20 protein-coding genes are annotated in these 18,587 nt (G+C 67.3%); 6 read left to right on the forward strand and 14 right to left on the reverse strand.

The features are described from left to right. Positions 1-15: 15 nt before the first annotated feature. The 13 genes from BLS50_RS32455 to BLS50_RS32515 all read right to left on the reverse strand — a co-directional run bounded on the left by BLS50_RS32455 (position 16) and on the right by BLS50_RS32515 (position 10,977). Positions 16-1,380, reverse strand: a complete 1,365-nt coding sequence (locus tag BLS50_RS32455) for a CpaF family protein (RefSeq protein ID WP_074807806.1) — start codon at positions 1,378-1,380, stop codon at positions 16-18. Positions 1,381-1,398: 18 nt separating this feature from the next. Beyond that, entirely contained in the window at positions 1,399-2,607 is a 1,209-nt protein-coding gene (locus BLS50_RS32460; RefSeq protein WP_011549049.1) for an AAA family ATPase, read from the reverse strand. Between the two features lie 22 nt (positions 2,608-2,629). After that, the gene (locus BLS50_RS32465) at positions 2,630-3,073 is read right to left on the reverse strand and encodes a TadE/TadG family type IV pilus assembly protein (RefSeq protein WP_011549050.1); all 444 of its coding nucleotides are present in this window, start codon (positions 3,071-3,073) and stop codon (positions 2,630-2,632) included. Then, on the reverse strand, positions 3,070-3,603 hold the full coding sequence (locus BLS50_RS32470; protein ID WP_011549051.1) for a TadE/TadG family type IV pilus assembly protein: 534 nt from the start codon (positions 3,601-3,603) through the stop codon (positions 3,070-3,072). The genes BLS50_RS32465 and BLS50_RS32470 overlap by 4 nt, the downstream gene beginning before the upstream one ends. A gap of 13 nt (positions 3,604-3,616) precedes the next feature. After that, on the reverse strand, positions 3,617-4,888 hold the full coding sequence (locus BLS50_RS32475) for a pilus assembly protein TadG-related protein (protein WP_074807809.1): 1,272 nt from the start codon (positions 4,886-4,888) through the stop codon (positions 3,617-3,619). A gap of 25 nt (positions 4,889-4,913) precedes the next feature. Beyond that, positions 4,914-5,210 carry a hypothetical protein gene (locus tag BLS50_RS32480; RefSeq protein ID WP_023477411.1) on the reverse strand — a complete coding sequence of 99 codons (297 nt, stop codon included), beginning with the start codon at positions 5,208-5,210 and terminating at the stop codon, positions 4,914-4,916. Positions 5,211-5,230: 20 nt separating this feature from the next. After that, on the reverse strand, positions 5,231-7,174 hold the full coding sequence (locus tag BLS50_RS32485) for a type II and III secretion system protein family protein (protein ID WP_074807812.1): 1,944 nt from the start codon (positions 7,172-7,174) through the stop codon (positions 5,231-5,233). Between the two features lie 104 nt (positions 7,175-7,278). Then, positions 7,279-8,118, reverse strand: coding sequence for a Flp pilus assembly protein CpaB (gene cpaB, locus BLS50_RS32490; protein WP_011549055.1), 840 nt, complete (start codon positions 8,116-8,118; stop codon positions 7,279-7,281). A gap of 35 nt (positions 8,119-8,153) precedes the next feature. Continuing rightward, on the reverse strand, positions 8,154-9,554 hold the full coding sequence (locus BLS50_RS32495) for a P-loop NTPase family protein (RefSeq protein WP_027810920.1): 1,401 nt from the start codon (positions 9,552-9,554) through the stop codon (positions 8,154-8,156). Positions 9,555-9,597: 43 nt separating this feature from the next. Next, positions 9,598-10,137, reverse strand: a complete 540-nt coding sequence (locus BLS50_RS32500) for an A24 family peptidase (RefSeq protein WP_011549057.1) — start codon at positions 10,135-10,137, stop codon at positions 9,598-9,600. Positions 10,138-10,165: 28 nt separating this feature from the next. Continuing rightward, a complete protein-coding gene (locus BLS50_RS32505) occupies positions 10,166-10,372 on the reverse strand; it encodes a Flp family type IVb pilin (protein WP_011549058.1) in 207 nt (68 codons plus the stop codon). 82 nt (positions 10,373-10,454) lie between these two features. Beyond that, positions 10,455-10,646 (reverse strand): Flp family type IVb pilin, encoded by a 192-nt coding sequence (locus BLS50_RS32510; RefSeq protein WP_011549059.1) that lies wholly within the window; start codon positions 10,644-10,646, stop codon positions 10,455-10,457. A gap of 139 nt (positions 10,647-10,785) precedes the next feature. Further along, positions 10,786-10,977: a Flp family type IVb pilin gene (locus BLS50_RS32515; protein WP_011549060.1), complete on the reverse strand. Its 192-nt coding sequence runs from the start codon at positions 10,975-10,977 to the stop codon at positions 10,786-10,788. A 1,049-nt stretch (positions 10,978-12,026) separates the two neighbouring features. Here BLS50_RS32515 and BLS50_RS32520 point away from each other — a divergent pair. The 6 genes from BLS50_RS32520 to BLS50_RS32545 all read left to right on the forward strand — a co-directional run bounded on the left by BLS50_RS32520 (position 12,027) and on the right by BLS50_RS32545 (position 17,509). Beyond that, positions 12,027-13,265, forward strand: a complete 1,239-nt coding sequence (locus BLS50_RS32520) for a glycosyltransferase family 87 protein (protein ID WP_074807815.1) — start codon at positions 12,027-12,029, stop codon at positions 13,263-13,265. Further along, positions 13,262-14,641 carry a glycosyltransferase family 87 protein gene (locus BLS50_RS32525; RefSeq protein WP_074807817.1) on the forward strand — a complete coding sequence of 460 codons (1,380 nt, stop codon included), beginning with the start codon at positions 13,262-13,264 and terminating at the stop codon, positions 14,639-14,641. The genes BLS50_RS32520 and BLS50_RS32525 overlap by 4 nt, the downstream gene beginning before the upstream one ends. Before the next feature lie 24 nt (positions 14,642-14,665). Further along, entirely contained in the window at positions 14,666-15,709 is a 1,044-nt protein-coding gene (locus BLS50_RS32530; protein ID WP_074807819.1) for a glycosyltransferase family 2 protein, read from the forward strand. A 12-nt stretch (positions 15,710-15,721) separates the two neighbouring features. Next, the gene (locus tag BLS50_RS32535) at positions 15,722-16,105 is read left to right on the forward strand and encodes a GtrA family protein (RefSeq protein ID WP_074807822.1); all 384 of its coding nucleotides are present in this window, start codon (positions 15,722-15,724) and stop codon (positions 16,103-16,105) included. Positions 16,106-16,400: 295 nt separating this feature from the next. Continuing rightward, the gene (locus BLS50_RS32540) at positions 16,401-16,904 is read left to right on the forward strand and encodes an inclusion body family protein (protein ID WP_006483191.1); all 504 of its coding nucleotides are present in this window, start codon (positions 16,401-16,403) and stop codon (positions 16,902-16,904) included. A gap of 65 nt (positions 16,905-16,969) precedes the next feature. Beyond that, on the forward strand, positions 16,970-17,509 hold the full coding sequence (locus BLS50_RS32545) for an AidA/PixA family protein (RefSeq protein WP_074807825.1): 540 nt from the start codon (positions 16,970-16,972) through the stop codon (positions 17,507-17,509). A 72-nt stretch (positions 17,510-17,581) separates the two neighbouring features. Here the strand turns inward: BLS50_RS32545 and BLS50_RS32550 are convergent, their stop codons facing one another. Further along, positions 17,582-18,523 carry an ABC transporter substrate-binding protein gene (locus tag BLS50_RS32550; protein WP_074807828.1) on the reverse strand — a complete coding sequence of 314 codons (942 nt, stop codon included), beginning with the start codon at positions 18,521-18,523 and terminating at the stop codon, positions 17,582-17,584. Positions 18,524-18,587 lie beyond the last annotated feature (64 nt).

The raw sequence follows: 18,587 nt of genomic DNA on the forward strand, positions 1-18,587 counted from the left end.
CACGGCGCCCTGGCGTCAGTCCGTCTCGTAATGCACGGACGGGTCGTACAGCGAATCCGGCAGGTTGATGCCGAATGCCTGCAGCCGTTCGGCGAACTTCGGCCGCACGCCGGTCGCGCAGAAGTGGCCGCGCACCGCGCCGTCGCGGTCCACGCCCGTGCGCTTGAACGTGAAGATCTCCTGCATGTTGATGATGTCGCCTTCCATCCCGGTCAGCTCCTGGATGCTGACGATCTTGCGCTTGCCGTCGGTCAGGCGCGCCGCCTGCACGACCACCGAGATCGCCGACGCGATCTGCTGGCGCATCGTCTTCGGCGGCAACGTCAGGCCGGACACGCTGACCATGTTCTCGAGGCGCGTCAGCGCGTCGCGCGGCGTGTTCGCGTGGATCGTCGCGAGTGAGCCTTCGTGGCCGGTGTTCATCGCGTTGAGCATGTCGAGCGCTTCGGCGCCGCGCACTTCGCCGAGGATGATGCGGTCCGGGCGCATCCGCAGCGCGTTGCGCACCAGCGTGCGCTGCGTGATCTCGCCCTTGCCCTCGATGTTCGGCGGGCGCGTCTCGAGCCGCAGTACGTGCGGCTGCTGCAGTTGCAGCTCGGCGGCGTCCTCGATCGTCACGATCCGCTCGTTGCGCGGAATGAAGCCGGACAGGATGTTGAGCAGCGTCGTCTTGCCGCTGCCGGTGCCGCCCGACACCAGCACGTTCACCTTCGCGCGCGACAGCGCGTCGAGCAGCTCGGCCATCGGCGGCGTGAGGCTGTGGTAGCGCACCAGGTCGTCCATCTTCAGCGGGTTGACCGCGAAGCGCCGGATCGACATCAGCGGCCCGTCGATCGCGGACGGCGGGATGATCGCGTTCACGCGCGAACCGTCCGGCAGCCGGGCGTCGACCATCGGGCTCGATTCGTCGATGCGGCGCCCGACGCGCGACACGATCTTCTCGATCACCTTCATCAGGTGCGCGTCGTCGTAGAACGTCACGTCGGTCAGTTCGAGCTGGCCGCAGCGCTCGACGTAGACCTGCCGGTACGTGTTCACGAGGATGTCGGAAATGCCGGGGTCGCGCAGCAGTGCTTCGAGCGGGCCGAAGCCGAACATCTCGTCGTACACGTCGATCGCGAGCTGGCGCCGCTCGATGTCGTTCGCCGGCAGCCGCTCCTCGTCGAGGATGCGCGCGATCAGCGCGCCGATTTCCATGCGGATCTGATCCTGATGCAACCGGGACAGGCGCTCGAGCTCGACGCGCTCGAGCACGGCCAGGTGAATTTCGCGGCGCAGCTTCTGGTATGCGTCGCGCACCGACGAATGCGCCGGGCCGGCCGCTTCGCTGGCCGCCAGCGGCTGGGCCCGGTGCAAGGACATCTGTTCGCGCAATGACATGATGGTTCCCCGAAAGAATTACATCGACTTGAGCTTCGGCGTGGCCTTGCGGCCGAACAGCCGGGACATCAACGGTTCGCTGTGCGTCGCGCCGCGTCCCGCGCGCACTTCGCCGTCGACGAGTTGCTTCGCACAGCCCTGCAATGCCCGGACGACCGCCGAGCCGCGCGCGAGCCGCGACACCGGATGGCCCTGGTTGATCGCTTCGAGCACGGTGTCGGCGTCGTCGGGAATCGTGCAGGCCGCGTGCAGGCCGAGCACTTCCTCGAGCGCGGCGCGGGTCCGCTCGCTCGCGCGGGTCGTGCGGTTCACGATCAGCCGCAACTGGTCGGTCGAGTAGCCGAGCGACACGAGAATTTCCAGCAGCCGGCGGCCGGCGCGCACGTGCGGCATCGCGGGCTGCAGCACGATCTGGATCTGGTCGCTGCGATCGAGCGCGACCATCGACAGCGGGTTGATGCCGACGCCGACGTCGAAGATCACGAAGTCGTAGCGCGGCGCGGCGACGCCGAGAATCCATTCGAGCGCGTCCTCGCGCATCTCGGCGGCCTTGACCGGGTCGCCGGCGCCCGCCAGCACGTGGAAGTTTTCCGTCACGTGCGCGACGCTCGCGTCGAGAAACGCGCCGTCGAGCCGCTCGATCTGTGCGCACAGTTGCGGCAGCGTCGACGGCGGCGTTTCGTCGCTGACGAGGAATGCCGCGTCGGCGAACTGCTGGTTCAGGTCGATCAGCAGCACGCGGCGCTTGAAGCCCTCGGCGATCTCGAACGCGATGTTGCCGGCCGCGAAGCTCGTGCCGACCCCGCCCTTGCACGACATGAACGACACGATCCGCGTGTCGTCGGTATCGCGCCGCGTGCTTTGCGCGGCCGCCCGCCCGAGCGCGTTGCCGAGCGCCTGCGGATCGAGCGGCCACTGCAGCACGTCGCGGGCGCCCGCGCGCATCGCGTCGAGCAGCACGTGCGGCGATGCGTCGGCCGTCACGAGGATGCAGGTCAGGCCCGCATGCGCGCGGCAGATGCGCTCGATCGCCGACAGCTCGGACGGCTCGAGCGACGTGCCGTCGATCAGCAGGATGTCGAACGCATCGAGGCCGTCGGTGCGATGCTCGATCTGCGACGGGCGGCCGGTGGCGCGCGTCGTGCGATAGCGTCCGCAGTCGGCCACGAGACGCGCGATCTGCGTGAGCCGCGCGGTATCGTCGGAAGCTACGAGGATGTTGATCATGTCGTGTGCCTCGTCTTTTCGATTAGTTGCAGGCGGAGCCGCCCGTCGCGGAATTCAGGCTTTCGCGCGGCAGTGTCGTCGTGAACGGCGGCATCCTGACCGTGACGTTCATGAACGGGATCATGGTCTTGACGGTGACGTTCGTGACGCTCACCGTCACGAACGAGCACGTGTTCACGTCGCAGCTCGACGGCGTGTAGTTGACCGACACGTTCGCGCTCGACAGCAGCGGCAGCAGCGATCGCACGCGCTTCACGACACCCGCGGCGTTCACGTCGCAAACCACCGCGGTGCGCGCGCCGAGACGCACGGCCTCGCTCGCGGTGTTCCAGTAGAACAGCACGCGGCCGAACTCGAAGATGCCGATCAGCAGCATGATCAGCACCGACGCGATCAGCGCGAATTCGACGATCGCCACGCCGCGCTGCGCGCGCCGGCGGGACAGCGGAAAATGGCGCGCGTTCATGACACTTGCCTCATCACGGTGACGATGTTGCCGAAGGTGATCGACGGCAGCCACGGGTACGCGGGGATCGGCTGGTACTGGTAGCCCGAGATCTTCACTTCGACGACGTTGATCGCGCCCGTGGCCGTGCCGCTCGCCGCGTTGTTGTTCGAATCGTAGGTCGGCAGGTTCGCGAACTGCGACGGGTCGGACGCATCGCTGCAGCCGGTCGTGCGCTGTGCGTCGCAGATCGTGACCATCGACGTCGTGAGCCCAGGCACCAGCTCGGTGCCCGACGAGCCGCACGTCGTGCTGCCGTACACGACGAGACATTGCGCCTGCGACACCGGATACGCGCTGTCGGTCGGCAGCCAGACCGACAGGTAGCGTGCCGCGTCGCGCGTGGCCTTGGTCAGCGTCTCGTACTGGTAGATCGCGCGACCGAACTCGGCCACGCCCGTCGCGAGCATGATCATCGGCATCAGCACGAGCGCGAACTCGACGGCGACGACGCCACGGGTGCGCGAACGACGAATCGGCGGCTTCTTCATGATCGTCTCTCCGCTATTGAACGAGCATCGGCACCTGGGTGCCCGACGCACTGCCGCTGCCGGGCAAGCCATGCGTCGCGCACGGGTTGTTGCCCGAGACCGACGAGCCGAGGTATTCGAGGTGCGCGACGACGGCGCCGCTGCCCGCGCTGAACGGGAGCGGATCGAGCATCAGCACGCAATCCCATTGCGTGACGTGCACCTTGCCGCTGCTGCCCTTCAGCGTCGAACAGTCGCCTTCCGGCGCGAGCGCGAGGCGCCGGTCGCTGCCGTACGTCGAGTAGTTGCTCGCCGTCGCCGTGCCGTTGGTGGCGATGCCGCTGCCCGACGGCGGCGCGCCGTCGCCCTGGTAAGACTTGAAGCTCGCGCGGTCCGCCACGAACTGCGTGTATGCGTCACCCTTGATGCCCGCCGTTCCGGGCGGCCCGTAGTCCGGCCCGACGTACGCGTAGCCGGTGAAATCGGGCTGGCCGCTCGAACCGTTCGCGCCGTTCGTATAGATGCCGAAGCGCGTATTCCACGCACGCTGCGACGCCGACTTCATGCCCGTGGTGGCCAGATCGGGCGGACTCGTGATGTTGCAGGTATTGCCCGACAGCTCGCTCGCGAGCGTCGTCTCGTTCGTCGAGCCGTCGAGCGCCGCCCAGCCGAAGTTGCCGGGCCCGTAGGTCGACGACGACCCGGACGGCGACGAGATCCAGTCGCCGACCTTGTAGGCCGGATCGGACGGGCCACGGCACACGAACACCGGAATCGCGCAGGTGGTCTGCCCGCCGCCGACGGTCGCGATCGCGCTCGCCGACACTTCCGCCGCATTCGCGAGCTTCGTGCCCGGCAGCACGTTCAGCACCTCGATGAACCAGTGCGCGATGTTGCTCAGCGTCGCGGTGCACTGCACGTACTTGATGTTCGCCGGCGTCGTGACCGCGTTCTTGGTCAGGAACGGGTTGGTCAGCGAATCGCTGAACGTGACGTTCGCGTTCGTCGACATCTGTACCGACGTCTTCTGGAAAAACACGAAATTCAGATGGCCGGCGGCGATGCCGTCGGCCTCGGCGACCGACAGGCTGATCGCCGACGTCAGGTCGCGCGCGGCGGACAGCGCGCAGGCATCGGCGCTGTTCTGCAGTTCGCTGCGCGTGACGTACAGCTTGCCGAGATCCAGCGCGAGCCCGACGAACCCGATCATCACCGCCAGTGCGAGACCGACGATGATCGCGACGGCACCGCGCTGGCGGTGCAGGCTGCGACGTGTGACTTTCGGATAGCGGGCTGCGCGGTTCATGGCGTTCTCCCTGAGCGTGCCGTCGTTACTGGGTCGACTTGCCGATGCCGATCACGAACGCATTGGTGGGCGGCTGGACCTGCTTGAACGACTTGTCGTAGTTGTCGAGCGCAGACGCGGCGGCGCTCCCGTCGACGCCCGATGCCGATACCGGACGTTCGCCGGCATGCGGATCGATGATCTGGGCGTGCATCACGGTGCGGACCGAGTCGCCGAAGCGGCTGTCCCACACCGGGGTCGACGACATGCAGCCGGCAAGCGCGAACGCGAGCGGGGCGGCGAGCGCCGCGCGGCGCACGAATACGAGGTAGGCGGATTTCATGAGCTTCCCCTTGGACGGTTTCAACGATCGGTGGACTGGGGTTCCGCGCCGGCGCGCGCAACCTGCGCTTTCGGCGCCGCCGCGATCCGGTGCTTCGGTCGCGCCGCCGGCTGGGCCGACGGTTCGGGGCCGGCGGCCGCGAGGCGCGCGGCGGTGGCTTCGATGCGCGCGACACGCGCCACGGTGGCCGCGTCGGACTGCGGGGCGGCGGCCGCGACCGGCGCCGGCGCCTTCGGCGGCTCGGCCGGCACCGGCGGCTGCACGTCCGCGTCTTGCGGCGCGCGCGGTGCGGGCAGCGCGGCCGGCGCGACCGGTGCTTCCGATTTCGGCGCCGGAGCAGGTGCCGGCGCCTGGGCCGGCGCCTGGGCCGGCGTCTGCGGCGCGGCGGCTGCGCCGTTGGCGGGCTGCATCGGCTGCGCGCCTGCCTTGCGCACGCCGCCACGGCCTTCCATGTTGCCGGTCGCAAAGACGTCGACTTCGTTCGGCTTCGAGAAGCTGTCGGTCGGCAGCGCGACGTCCGCGGTCTGCAGCGGCTTCACCAGGTGCGGCGTGATCAGAAAGATCAGCTCGGTGCGATCCTGCTGGAACGACGTGCTGCGGAACAGCGCGCCGAGCACCGGCACTTCGCCGACGCCGGGGATCGCCTTCAGCGCACCGCTCGCGTTGTCCTTGATCAGCCCGCCGATCGCGAACGATTCGCCGTCGCTCATCTGCACCGTCGTCGACGCGCGCCGCGTCGTGATCAGCGGCAGGATCGACGTGCCGCCGATGTTGGACGCGCTCAGCGTGACACCCGTCTGCGACAGTTCCGACACTTCCGGCGCGACCTTCAGGCTGATCCGGCCGTTGGCCAGCACCGTCGGCGTGAACTTCAGCGCGACGCCGAATTCCTCTTCCTGCAGCGTGATCGACGAGACGCCGTTGCTGCCGCTCTGCGGAATCGGGATGAAGATCTTGCCGCCCGCGAGGAACGTCGCTTCCTGGCCGCTGATCGTCACGAGGTTCGGCTCCGCGAGGATCTTGACGAGGTTGTCGGTGTTCTGCGCGTCGGCCGCGATGCTGAACGGCTTGTTGTTCGCCTTGTTGAACACGGCGCCGCTCGCGACGCCCGCGAGCAGGTTGCTGACCAGCGCGCCGCTCCACGAACCGAACCCGCCCTGGATGTTGAACGCGCTGCCCATCTGGTTGATCAGCGTCTTCGACACCTCGGCCACCTTCACCTCGAGCATCACCTGCTGCGGCGACGTGACGTTCAGCATGTTGAGCACGCCGCCGCCCTGCTTGCCGCCTGCCGCATCGCCCGCGCTGTCGCCGTACGCATGGGCGATCTGCACGGCCTGCTGCGCGGCCTGCGAGCTCGACACGGTGCCGGCCAGCACGATTGTGCCGGCCGCGGTCGACACATGGATGTCGCGCTCGTTCGGCATCAGTTGCAGCAGCGACGCCTGCAGGCCGCCGGCGTCCGCGCCGACCGCGACGTCGATCACGCGGCATGCGCCGCTCCTGCCCTGCACGATCATGTTGGTCGTGCCGACCGCAAGCCCGAGGATGTACAGCGTCTGCGGCGACACCATCGTCGCCTGCGCGACGGCCGGGTTGCCGATCGTCCGATTGCGGACCGGCTCCGGCATCGGCACCAGCAGCGACTTGCCGAGCGGCACCGCGACGCTGGTCGATTCGCGCACGGCGCCGACGCAGTTCGGCCCGCGCAGCGGCCCCGCCGACGCGGCGGGCGCGGCGGCCGGCACCGGCGCCATGCTGATCGTCATCTGCATCGGCCCCTTGCCGACCGCGGCCGGCGCGCTGGCACCGCCCTTCGTCAGCACCGCCGACTCGATGCCTTCCTGCGCGAGTGCGCCATACACGGTCAGCCATCCCGAACAGAGGATCGCGGCCATCATCGTGCCCCGTGCGACGCGTGTGCGCAGCGGGCCGGTACCTGTGCGTTGCGGTTTGATCTTCATTTCGTCTGATCCCCCGAGAGACCGGCGCCGTGCCGGTTATCGACTTCCAAGGCCGCCGCGCGATGACGGCGGCCGGTTTGTTGGTCTGGCTATCTGCATTCGTTTCAGAAACATTCGACGCTGCCCTTCACGCCCGTCAGCACGCCGACGCAGTCGCGCCGGACTTCCGGCGCCGCGTGCGACGCGACGTGCACGCGGACCGGCCGCACGTGGACGGGCGCCGGTGCCGCTTCCGGCACGGGTTCCTTGCCGAGCAGCGTCAGCTTGGTCGCGCCGCCGGTGGTCAGCGTCTTCTGGTCGACCTGGTTGCGCAGCACGAGCGACAGCGTGCCGACGCTGCGTGCGAGATCGAGCCGTTCGGCCTGGTCGGGCGTGACTTCCAGCGTCACCGCGTTGACCACCTTCGGCGCCGTGTCGTCGCGGCTGACCTGCTGCGCGACGGCCAGCACGAGGATGTGCTCGAGCACGATCTTCGAGATGCTCTGCCCGTCGGTCTTGCCCTGCTGTTCCTGCGTGTTGACGATCACGTCGACGTAGTTGCCCGGCAGCGCGAAGCCCGCGACGCCGACCACGTCGTTCACGCGCACCGTGATCGCGCGGCTGCCGTCGGCGATCACCGCGGACAGCCCGCCCTTCGTGCCGACCGGCGCGAGCTTCGACTCGATCACCGGCTCGCCGCGCGCGAGGCTGGTGCGCACGACGCGCCCTTCGAGCGTTTTCGTATCGGTGAAGGCGCCGGTCGGCACGCTGCCGGCCGGCCAGCTGACCATGTGGATCTGGTTCGGCCCGAGCGGCTCGCCCAGGTTCAGGTCGGTGGTGGCCACCGCGACGGACGTGACCGAGCTCGTGGACGTCTGTACCAGCCAGCGGGACGCGAACACGACCGCGGCGAGACCCGCGACCATCGCGACGACCAGCATCATGAGCGCTCGACTGTTTTTCATGGCAATGCTCCTCGACGAATCGTGAAAGAAACGGCTCAACCGGTGATGAACGTGCGGCCTCCGCGCTCGACGGGCGGCGGATGGCTGCCGTCCCGTTCAGGCGCCGCGCCGAAATAACTCGCCCACGCGTCGTACAGCGCGTCGTGCGTCACCTCGGGCGGATCGCCGCGGTAACGCGCGCCGGCGGCCACGAGGCGCAGCAGGTCCGCCGGAAAGCACGCGAGAAACGCCTTGCCGGTCGGCAGGTGCAGCCGATGCAGCAGGAAGTCGAAGGCATCGCTCGCCGACACGAGCCCGAGCGACGCGCAGGCCGCGTCGTACACCGCGCGGTAGTCGTCGATCGACATCGCGCCGACGTGCAGCTTCGAGCCGAGGCGGCGCATGAACGCGTCGTCGCAGAACTGCTCCGGCGCCAGGTTGCTCGAGAACACCGGCCACACGTCGAACGGCATCACGAAGCGGTTGCCGGATTCGAGCGTCATGAAATCGACGCCGCGATCGAGCGGCCGCAGCCAGCGGTTGAGCAGGTCGCGCGGCTCGACGCGTTGGCGGCCGAGATCGTCGACGACGTACATGCCCATGTTCGCCTTCATGTGCGGCGGCGCCTGGTAGAAGCCGGCCGCTTCGTCGCGACGCAGGTCGAGCTCGTCGAGCGTCAACTCGCCGCCCGACATCACGACCGGCCGCTCGCACAGGCGCCAGCGGCGATCGACCGACTGGCCGCCGGCCTGCGACCCGACGTCGACATGCACGAGCGGGTCGTAGACCTCGATCACCTCGCCGGCCGCGCAGATCGCGTACGGGATCGGCACGCGGCCGTGCATCAGCGCGCCGAGCCGCTCGGCGAGAAAGGTCTTGCCGCTGCCGGCCGGGCCGTAGATCAGCAGCGGCCGGCCCGCGTTCAGCGCGGCGGCCGCCGCATCGAGCACCGCCGTGTCGATCACGATGCCTTCGAACGCCGCCCACACGTCGCTCTGGCCGATGTGCAGCTTGCGCACCGAATGCGCGGCCACGCTCGCGAGATACGCGTCGAGCGTCACCGGCGCGGGCCCGCTGTAGCCGCTGCGCTCCCGTTCCTCGAGCGCGAGCACGCGGCCCGCATCGGTCAGGCGGAACGTCACGTCGAGATCCGTCGCGCCGCGATGGGTCAGCTCGACGAGATGCTCGCGCACCAGGAACGCAAAGACTTCGTCGAGCACCGCGAGCGGCAGGCAGTGCCGTTCGACCAGATCGCCGTACGACGGGCGGCCGAGCACCAGCGTCGACTTCAGCACGAGGCCGCCGACGAACGCCATGCTCAGGCCGGTTTCCGCGAGCGAGCGCGGCGCCGGCGGCAGCTGCGCGCCCGGCTTCGTATGGGCCTCCCGCGACGGCGGCGGATCGGGCAGGCGTGCCACCTGCGCATCGCGTCTCGGTTCGGTGTGGTTCGTGTTCATGATCGTTGCGTCCTCGTTGCGTTCTCGTTGCGGGTCCGCCGCGCTATGCGCACGACGCGAACAGCGTGCCCAGCGTGCCGACCGCGATCGCCACGCCGTACGGCAGGGTGCCGACCGATGCGATCTCGACGGGGCCGTCGTCGGCCTCGGCGCGCGCCGCCTGCGAGCGCCGCACGATCAGCGTGCGCACGTTCGTCCACATCTGGCGCATCCGCCCGCGCAGCAGCGCGTAGGCGATGGCGCCGATCCCGCCGGCCAGGAACGTGGCCAGCACGATGTAAAACGTCATTTCCGCGCCGACCCATGCGCCGATCGCGAGCATCAGCTTCACGTCACCCGCCGCCATGCCGCGCAACAGGTAGAACGGCAGCAGCAGGCCGAAGCCGGTCGCCGCGCCGGCGAGCCATCCGAGCACGCCCGCCGGCACGCCCTGCAGCAGGCACTGCGCAACCAGCGCGCCGGCCAGGCCGAGCAGGACGAGACGGTTCGGAATGCGACGGGTCGCGATGTCCGTGCTGGCCGCGGCGACCGCGAGCAGCGTCACGCACAACGGAACCGGGTAAGGCGGCGCAACGGGAAGCATGGCGAACCTCGCGTATCGAATCGGTGGATCAGGAAACCATGGACAACGCGGTGCTCACGGCGGCCGTCACGGCCGCGGCGATCATCTCGTACGCATCGCCGAGCGAGCCCTTCAGCGTGACGACGCTGCCCAGCACCGCGACGGCGAACATCGACGCGAGCAACGCATACTCGATCGACGTCACACCCTGTTCGTCGGCGATCCAGCCACGTGCGACACGCATGATGGTTTGCATGACGGTCTCCGGTTTCCGGTTGACGGAATCGCCGGGGACGGCTCGAACGCTGCACCAGCCGAGCCGCCCGCGGCACGGTCCATCAGATCGCTGCGACCGCCGAATCGAGGTCGTCCGCGATCGTGGTGAACACGGTCTTGAGGTCCTTGCCGACCGTCGACAGCGCGGCAATGATGCCGATGGCGATCAGCGCGGCGATCAGGCCGTATTCGATGGCCGTCACACCGTCTTCATCGCGGACGAAACGGCCGACTTGTTGAATGAACTTGGACATGATGATCTCCTTGCGTAGTCACTTTCGAAGCCTCGGGTGCCGGCTGGATCGGATGATCCGGCATCGATACGTCGAGGCAGGTTGTTGATGCCGTGTGGTGCCGACGAACAATCCGGAGGGTCGTTCGTCGTACCGTTCGTCAAATGGCTGCTACGACCGAATCCAGATCGTCGGCGACCGTGTTGAAGACGGTCTTCAGATCCGTACCGACCGTCGTCAGCGCACCGACGATGCCGATCGCGATCAGCGCGGCGATCAGGCCGTATTCGATGGCCGTCACACCGTCCTGATCCTCGACGAACCAGGCGATCTTTTCGATGATTCTCGACATGAGCACTCTCCTTTCGGACTGCTATGAAATACCCTTCGTCGGTCAGGACGTCGGGAGCTGGCACCACCGGCACTACTCTGGAAATCGGAAGCCGACGATCAGTCGCGGAAACGGGGTGGACCACCCCTGTCCGTGCGAACGGGTATCGGCGAGACGGAGCATGAGAGACGCGCGTACGGTTCGACCGGCCGGATGAACCGGGCAAGTCGAGCGACTGGAACGGCACGACTGCCGTTCGACGCATGGAATTCGGTTGAACGAGAGATGAACTCCCGGCAAAGCTGCAATGTGTCTTTAACGCGGCTTGCGATCCGCGATGTGCTGTGGTCTTTCATTTTTATTCCCCATGTACTGCCATGCCGATTTCTTATTGCCCGGAAGCTATCGGGTCTCGTTGGTCGTTCGACGACGGTTACCGCGGTTGATCGACCTGGAGCGGCGTGTTCCCCGACGCGCTCCGGCCCGTCTTTTCCACAGGTGATTCTCGAGCCGGTTCGTCTGCTGTTTGCCTGAACCGCCCGGTCGTCACGTCGTCGACTGCCGTGCCAACGCTTACGCAAAGAGCGGACCATCCCGGGCGGAATCGAGGCGCACCAAGGGTTCCGGCGATCCACACGGCCCCCCGTCAAACGCCCGGCAGCCGAAATGTTTCAACTTTGATATATGCGGTGCCGACGAATGCAGCCGGCATGAAACGCCGTCGCCGCGCTGCACAAAGGGCCTAAAAAATTTTCTCGGGATTTTCCCGAACGCCGCGAGCCGCTCGGGCGTCGCGGGTCCGGCGGCATGCACAGCCGGTAAAAATCGCGGAATGTTTCAGGCCAGAAACACGAATCCCGGCGGCGGCGTTTTCTCATACCAGAAATGGCGGTTTTCACCCGAATCGCTGAACACATTCAATGTCGGCGGACCATGCGCGGTTTGCATCACGCGATTTTTTCTTCAACAATGAATTCACGGACAACGCCATTTCAGAGCGATCGATCCGCAGGCACGACAACATCAAACGGCTGCGACAGACCACGCGGCCACACGACAGACGGGGCATCATGTACACAGCCAATCGTGGAACGCGCGATCGCGCAATACGCTGTGCTCAATGGCTAACGGCCGACCGGATCATTCCGTACAGCTGCATCATGCTGATGCTCTTCGCTGCGCTGGTGATCGTCTGGGGCGTCGTCACCAACGGCTTCACGTCGAACGCCACGGCCCGCCCCGGCACCGACTTCTCGGTCTTCTGGACCGCATCGCATCTCGTGTTGCAAGGCCATGCCGCATCGGCCTACGACGCTTCGTCATTCGTGCAGGCCGAGTTCGCGCACTTCGGTGCGTTTCTCCAACACCGGCCGCTTCCCTGGCTCTATCCGCCGACGATGCTGCTGTTCATCGCGCCGGTTGCCCTCGTGCCTTTCCTGCCCGCTTACTTCCTCTTTTTCGCGGGCAGTCTTTTATGCTACGCGCTCGCCGTCTCGCGGTTGTCGGGATTGCGCGCGCATCTTCCCGTGCCGCGCGCCGCGATGGTGGTCGTCATCGCGTATTCGGCGGTGTGCATGTCCGCGCTGTTCGGTCAGAACAGCATCCTGACCGCCGGCCTCGCGGCACTCGCGCTGCATCTGCTCGGCAAGCGTCCGGTGCTCGCGGGCGTGCTGATCGGGCTGCTCGCGATCAAGCCGCAGCTCGCGGTCGTGTTCCCGTTCGTGCTGATCGCGACGCGTGCATGGCGCACCTTCGCGGCCGCGGCGATCAGCGCGACGCTGTTCGCCGCGGCCGGCGTCGCGCTGGCCGGCCCGGCCGCGCTGCACGGGCTGGCTCGTGCGATGTCGACGGTACGCGAGCAGCATTTCATGCTCGCGTCGTACTGGCTCGCGTCGCCGACGCCGTTCGCGGCGCTGCGGCTCGCGGGCGCACCGGTAGCCGCCGCGCTTGCCGCCCAGGCCGCGGTCGCGCTGCTCGCGATCGCCGCGGCCGTCAGCGTGTGGCGCAGTACGCACGACATGCGCCTGCGCGGCGCGGTGCTGGCGGTCGCCACGCTTCTGACGACACCGTATCTGTGGCACTACGAACTGACGTGGCTCGGCATCGCCATCTTCTGCCTGATCGCGCACGGTCTCGACGAAGGCTGGCTCCCCGGCGACCAGGGCATCCTCGTGATCGCATGGCTGCTGCCGATCTTCGAGATGTTCAATCGGTTGATGAAGCTGCCGCAGATCGGGCCCGTCGTGCTGCTCGCGGTGCTGTTCGTCGTCGTGCGTCGCACGGCACTGGCGTCGCGAGGCAAGCAATGAAAGCGCCTTCGTTCGCCCGCCACGCGCATTCCGCCGTCGACGTGCATCCTGAACTCCCGATCGCGGGCCCGCGCCGCCATCCGCACTGGCTCAATCGCGACCGCGTGCGCGTCTATGCGGCCGCCGTGCTACTGACGGAACTGCTGTTCATCGCCCTCTACCTGACCCGCGTGATCCTGTCGAAGCACGGCGCACTCGAACCGCTGTCTCCCGATTTCTCGCCGATCTGGAGTGCCGCGTGGCTCGCCGCGCACGGGCACGGCGCCGACGCGTGGCATTACGCCACGCTGTTCGCGATCGAAAAATCGGCGGTTCCGACGATCACGCTCGCAAACGGCACGCAGCCGTGGCTTTATCCGCCGACGATGCTGCTGCTCGTGCTGCCGCTCGGCTGGCTGCCGTACACGCTGGCGCTGGTGCTGTGGCTCGGGCTCACGTATGCGCTGTTCGCGGCGGCGATTCACGCGACCGTGCAGCGCGATGCCGCGTGGCTGTGCGCGCTGGCGTTCCCCGGCGCATTCCTCACGGTGATCGTCGGGCAGACGAGCCTCTTCACCGCGACGTTCGCCGCCGTCGGCCTGCTCGCGCTGAACCGCCGCCCCGTCTGCGCCGGGATCTGCTTCGGGTTGCTGACGCTGAAGCCGCAGCTCGCGGTGCTGTTCCCGCTCGCGCTGCTGTGTGCCGGCCAATGGCGCGCGCTGGCCGCATGGGCCGCGACGATCGCGGTCAGCGCCCTGCTCGCGACACTCGCGTTCGGCGTCGGCCCGTGGGTCGCATTCACGCACGTGATCGCCGACGTCTACGCCATCGTCGGCACCGGCCGTGCACAGCTCGCGCGCATGCCGACCCTGTTCGCGCTCGCCACGATGGCCGGCTGGCCCGCGCTCGTCGCGCGCGGCCTTCAACTGCTGTCGGCGGCGGTTGCCGCGATCGCGGTCGTCTACGCGTGGCGCGGCGCGTGCTCGTACGCACTGCGCGCCGCGACCCTCGCATGCGCATGCCTGCTCGTCAGCCCCTATCTGTACGACTACGACCTGACCTGGTACGGCATCGTGATCGCGTGGTACGCGCGCTATGCGTGGACGCGCGGCTGGCGCCACTTCGACCGCGAATGGCTGATGCTGCTGTGGCCGATGCCGCTCGCGGGCCTCGCGGTCGTGCCGCACCTGTCGTTCCAGTTCATGCCGCTCGTGACGCTCGCGTCGCTCGCGCTGCTCGTCAGCCGGATCGCTCACGAACGACGCGACGTGCCGTCGATGCCCGACGCGCGCGACACCTCGACCGAGACCGGGTTCGCCCATCCGGCCCGAGCGCACCACCGCCCGGCGCACGGCATGCGCCGCACCGGCCGCCCGACGCTCGGCGCCGGCCGGTAAGACGACATCACAAGGGGAATCATCATGCGGGAATCCATCTACACGCCGCTCGTCTCGCTGGTCGTGCCGTTCTACAACGAAGGCGAAGCCGTCGAGCGCTTCTTCGACGTCGTGATTCCGTTGCTGAGCGCGATCGACGCGATCCGCTTCGAGATCGTCTGTGTGAACGACGGCAGCCGCGACGACACACTGGAACGCCTGGTCCGGATCGGCGCCGCCGAGCGACGCGTGCGCGTGATCGACCTGACCCGCAACTTCGGCAAGGAGGCCGCGCTGACGGCCGGCCTCGACGAAGCCGCCGGCGATGCGGTGATCCCGCTCGACGCCGACCTGCAGGACCCGCCGAGCCTGATCCCGGTGATGATCGAACACTGGCGCAACGGCGCGGAGGTGGTCGCGGCGAAACGCAGCAACCGCGCGTGCGATTCGTTCGCGAAGCGCACCGCCGCCGCGCTCTACTATCGCGTGCACAACCTGCTGTCGGACGTGAAGCTGCCCGAGAACGTCGGCGATTTCCGGTTGATGGACCGCAAGGTCGTGAACGCGCTGCGCAACCTGCCCGAGCGGCACCGCTTCATGAAAGGGCTGTTCGCGTGGGTCGGCTACAAGACCGTGATCGTCGAGTACCAGCGCGATCCGCGCAGCGCCGGACACTCGAAATTCTCCGGCTGGAAGCTGTGGAATTTCGCGCTGGAAGGGATCACCAGCTTCAGCACCGTGCCGCTGCGCAGCTGGACCTACATCGGCGTCGGCATCGCGGCGCTCGCGTTCGTGTACGGCGCGTTCATCATCCTGCGCACGCTGCTGTTCGGCAACCCGGTGCTCGGCTACGCGTCGCTGATCTCGGTCACGCTGTTCATCGGCGGCATCGAGCTGATCGGGATCGGCGTCGTCGGCGAATACGTCGGGCGGATCTACGACGAATCGAAGCAACGGCCCGTCTACCTGATCCGCCGCCGCTACCAGGCGCACGGCAAGGTGATCGAACTGCCGGTCGCGCGCGACGCACGCCGGCAGTCGGCTCGCCGGCGCGCGCAGCCGGTCCGGGCGCGCATCGGCGCGCGCTGACCCACGCCTGCCATGAGCACACTGCTCCAGGCCGAGCGCACGCGGCTCGTGCGCTTCGGCGTGTCCGGGCTCTGCTCGACCGCGATCCACGTGCTGGTCGCGACGACGCTGTTCGCGCGCCTCGATGCGGCGCCGGTGACCGCGAACGCGATCGCATTCCTCTGCGCCACCGCATTCTCGTACCTGGCGAATACGCTGTGGAGCTTCTCGTCGACGGTGCGCACCCGCAACGCGATGCGCTTTCTCGCGGTCACGCTCGCCGGCTTCGTCGAAACGATGCTCATCGCGCGCGCCGCCGAGGCGCTGGATGCGCCGCGGGCAATGGGCGTCGTCGCGATCGCGCTGCTGATCCCGCCGACGACGTTCGTGCTGCATCGGCTGTGGACCTACCGGTAAGCGCCCCTTCTTCCATCCCCCCGCATCATCGGCCAATCAATTAACAGATTCAATGTCGTGATATTCATGTCACGCATCGAATCGATTGATTCCGATTTTAAAATTAACTCGATAAATCATTTTATCGACCTGTTTACTTTTACAGCTTCCACGTTTAACCAAACGGGATAATCTGCATTCGCCGTCGCCTCCGCATGTGCCGATACCGGCGAAAAGCCTTGCAGAACAAGGCGATGGCGGCCGCACGAAGCAATTCGCGCAACGATAAGTCCCATTACTTCAAACGGGAGCTTCTATGTCACGCGTTACCGATGTGCTCGTTTCGTTCGATACCGAAACCATTCTCAAAAAATATCCGAATCCCAGCAAGAATCCGGCGGCGCCGACGCTGATCGACTGGCGCTACGTCTACATGGTCACCAACCAGGACAACGTCATTTCCGGGCAGGCGGGCGGCGAGCTCGACCTGAAGGCGCAGGTCGGCGACCTGATCCGCTGGCGCGAAACGAGCCTGTCGCTGGGCTTCGAAAACCAGGTGGTGTTCTACAAGTTCATCGGCAACGTCGGCAACGACCTGATCTCGACGCCGACGCCGCGGGTCGCGGAGGCGTCGATCCCGGTGCCGAACACCAGCAAGCCCGAAGTGCCGACGTGTCAGAAAGTCGCGAACTACTACTGGTCGTCGGAATGCCTGAAGGTCGGCCGCGTGACCTACCACTTCCAGTTCCAGATCATCGATCGCAATTGCCAGAGCCAGGGTTGCTTCTCGTGGGACCCGTTCATCTCGATCCATAACTGATCGCGGCATGCGGGCGGCCGCACGACGGCTGCCCGCGCCGCTCCCTTGTTGCCGAGGAGGTGCTCATGTCTGGTGTTCGTTGCGATGCGCTCGCGATCGTCGACGCCGTCACGCTGCTGTCGGCCTATCCCGAAGCGAGCCGGGACGCCGACGCGCCGACCGTGATCGACGGCCGGCACATCTACGTGTTGAGGCCCGGCGACGCCGGGCAGGTCGGCCACAACGACAACCGGCTCTTCGCCGGCCTGTCGCCGGGCGACCAGCTTCATCTGCGCGAAACCGCGCTGGCGCTGCGTGCGGAGGTCACCGTGCTGTTCGTCCGGTTCGCGTTGAAGGATACGGGCATCGTCACGCCGATCGAAGCGGAAATCCGCGACGCCGCCACGCCGGTGCCGGACGGCGATGACCTGCTGCATCCATCGTGCCGGCCGATGAAAGACCATTTCTGGCACAGCGAGGTGCTGGCTCCGGGCAGTACCACGTGCATGGCCGATTTCGCCGTGCTCGATCGCGACGGCGCCGTATCGGGCTACTTCCGCTGGGAAACGACGATCGAGATTGCGGGCAATCGACCGGGCACGAAACCGCCCGACGTCAAACCGTAGCCGGATCGCAACCGCCGTTTCACGTTGCAGCGGAACAGTGGCCGTTCGCCCAAGCCTCGCCATGTGCCGTCGTCAGGTGCGCGGCAGCCCCGGCGGATTGGTCTGCGAGCGCTCGATCGCCTCGGCATCCAGTTGCCAGTGATCCAGCGCCTTCCGGTAGCTGCCGTTCGCGATCAGCGCATTGATCGCGAGCGTCAGCGGATCGGCGAGGCCGCTGCCCTTGCGGGTCGTGATCGCGATATCCGCGGTGCGCGGCCAGCCGCCGCTGACGGTGCCGATCAGTTTCGCATCGCCGCGCAGCGACGCCTGGTACGCAAGCATCGAATTCACGCTGAAGATCGTGTCGACCCGGCCCGACTGCAGCGCGACCCAGCGCTCGGCCGCATCCGCGTAATACTGGATCTCGACCGGCGCGAGGCCGCGCGCGACGTTCTGCCGGTTCCATTCGAGCAGGATCTTTTCCTGGTTCGTGCCCGAATCGGTCACGACGCGCAGCCCCGCGACGTCTTTCGGCTCGCGGATCGCGGCCAGCTTGCTGCCGGTCTTCACGTAGAAGCCGAGCTGGTCCTTCCGGTAAGTCGAGAAATCGAACTTCTCCTTGCGCTGCTCGGTCACCGTCACGTTCGAGATCACCGCATCGACCTTGCCCGACTGCAGCGCAAGCGGCCAGTCGGCCCACGCGAGCGGCACGATCTTCAGCTTGCGGCCGACGCTGTCCGCGATCAGTTGCGCGAGATCGGGATCGAAGCCCACCACCGTGCGTGCGTCGGTCGCATAGGTACTGAGCGGCGGCAGGTTCGGTGCGATGCCGATCGTCAGCGTGTTCGCTTCGGCGAACCGGAAACCGGCCGGCAGCGCCTGTTCGACGGCCGGGTTCACGGTACCCCGCTGCCGGGCCGGCTGCTCGGGGCTCAGGTCGAACGATGCGGCGTGCGCGGCGACGGCGCTCCCGGCGATCAGCGCGGCGGCCAGCACGCGGGCGATGCATGTAACGGCAAAGGCGGTTCTGCTCATGTCTTGTGGAATCCTGTTTTTATTCGAGGATGCATGGAGCGAGGGCGGGCAGCGGGTCGGCAAC

Source organism: Burkholderia orbicola, assembly GCF_900100915.1.
Taxonomy (GTDB): Bacteria; Pseudomonadota; Gammaproteobacteria; order Burkholderiales; family Burkholderiaceae; genus Burkholderia; species Burkholderia orbicola.

Bases quoted from the DNA above. Each gene is read 5' to 3' on its own strand.
- BLS50_RS32520 (WP_074807815.1), top strand. From the start codon at position 12,027: ATGTACACAGCCAATCGTGGAACGCGCGATCGCGCAATACGCTGTGCT.
- BLS50_RS32455 (WP_074807806.1), bottom strand. From the start codon at position 1,380: ATGTCATTGCGCGAACAGATGTCCTTGCACCGGGCCCAGCCGCTGGCG.
- BLS50_RS32545 (WP_074807825.1), top strand. From the start codon at position 16,970: ATGTCTGGTGTTCGTTGCGATGCGCTCGCGATCGTCGACGCCGTCACG.
- BLS50_RS32510 (WP_011549059.1), bottom strand. From the start codon at position 10,646: ATGTCCAAGTTCATTCAACAAGTCGGCCGTTTCGTCCGCGATGAAGAC.
- BLS50_RS32535 (WP_074807822.1), top strand. From the start codon at position 15,722: ATGAGCACACTGCTCCAGGCCGAGCGCACGCGGCTCGTGCGCTTCGGC.
- BLS50_RS32465 (WP_011549050.1), bottom strand. From the start codon at position 3,073: ATGAACGCGCGCCATTTTCCGCTGTCCCGCCGGCGCGCGCAGCGCGGC.
- BLS50_RS32475 (WP_074807809.1), bottom strand. From the start codon at position 4,888: ATGAACCGCGCAGCCCGCTATCCGAAAGTCACACGTCGCAGCCTGCAC.
- BLS50_RS32505 (WP_011549058.1), bottom strand. From the start codon at position 10,372: ATGCAAACCATCATGCGTGTCGCACGTGGCTGGATCGCCGACGAACAG.
- BLS50_RS32550 (WP_074807828.1), bottom strand. From the start codon at position 18,523: ATGAGCAGAACCGCCTTTGCCGTTACATGCATCGCCCGCGTGCTGGCC.
- BLS50_RS32485 (WP_074807812.1), bottom strand. From the start codon at position 7,174: ATGAAGATCAAACCGCAACGCACAGGTACCGGCCCGCTGCGCACACGC.
- BLS50_RS32515 (WP_011549060.1), bottom strand. From the start codon at position 10,977: ATGTCGAGAATCATCGAAAAGATCGCCTGGTTCGTCGAGGATCAGGAC.
- BLS50_RS32540 (WP_006483191.1), top strand. From the start codon at position 16,401: ATGTCACGCGTTACCGATGTGCTCGTTTCGTTCGATACCGAAACCATT.
- BLS50_RS32500 (WP_011549057.1), bottom strand. From the start codon at position 10,137: ATGCTTCCCGTTGCGCCGCCTTACCCGGTTCCGTTGTGCGTGACGCTG.
- BLS50_RS32530 (WP_074807819.1), top strand. From the start codon at position 14,666: ATGCGGGAATCCATCTACACGCCGCTCGTCTCGCTGGTCGTGCCGTTC.
- BLS50_RS32525 (WP_074807817.1), top strand. From the start codon at position 13,262: ATGAAAGCGCCTTCGTTCGCCCGCCACGCGCATTCCGCCGTCGACGTG.
- BLS50_RS32480 (WP_023477411.1), bottom strand. From the start codon at position 5,210: ATGAAATCCGCCTACCTCGTATTCGTGCGCCGCGCGGCGCTCGCCGCC.
- BLS50_RS32460 (WP_011549049.1), bottom strand. From the start codon at position 2,607: ATGATCAACATCCTCGTAGCTTCCGACGATACCGCGCGGCTCACGCAG.
- BLS50_RS32495 (WP_027810920.1), bottom strand. From the start codon at position 9,554: ATGAACACGAACCACACCGAACCGAGACGCGATGCGCAGGTGGCACGC.
- cpaB (WP_011549055.1), bottom strand. From the start codon at position 8,118: ATGAAAAACAGTCGAGCGCTCATGATGCTGGTCGTCGCGATGGTCGCG.
- BLS50_RS32470 (WP_011549051.1), bottom strand. From the start codon at position 3,603: ATGAAGAAGCCGCCGATTCGTCGTTCGCGCACCCGTGGCGTCGTCGCC.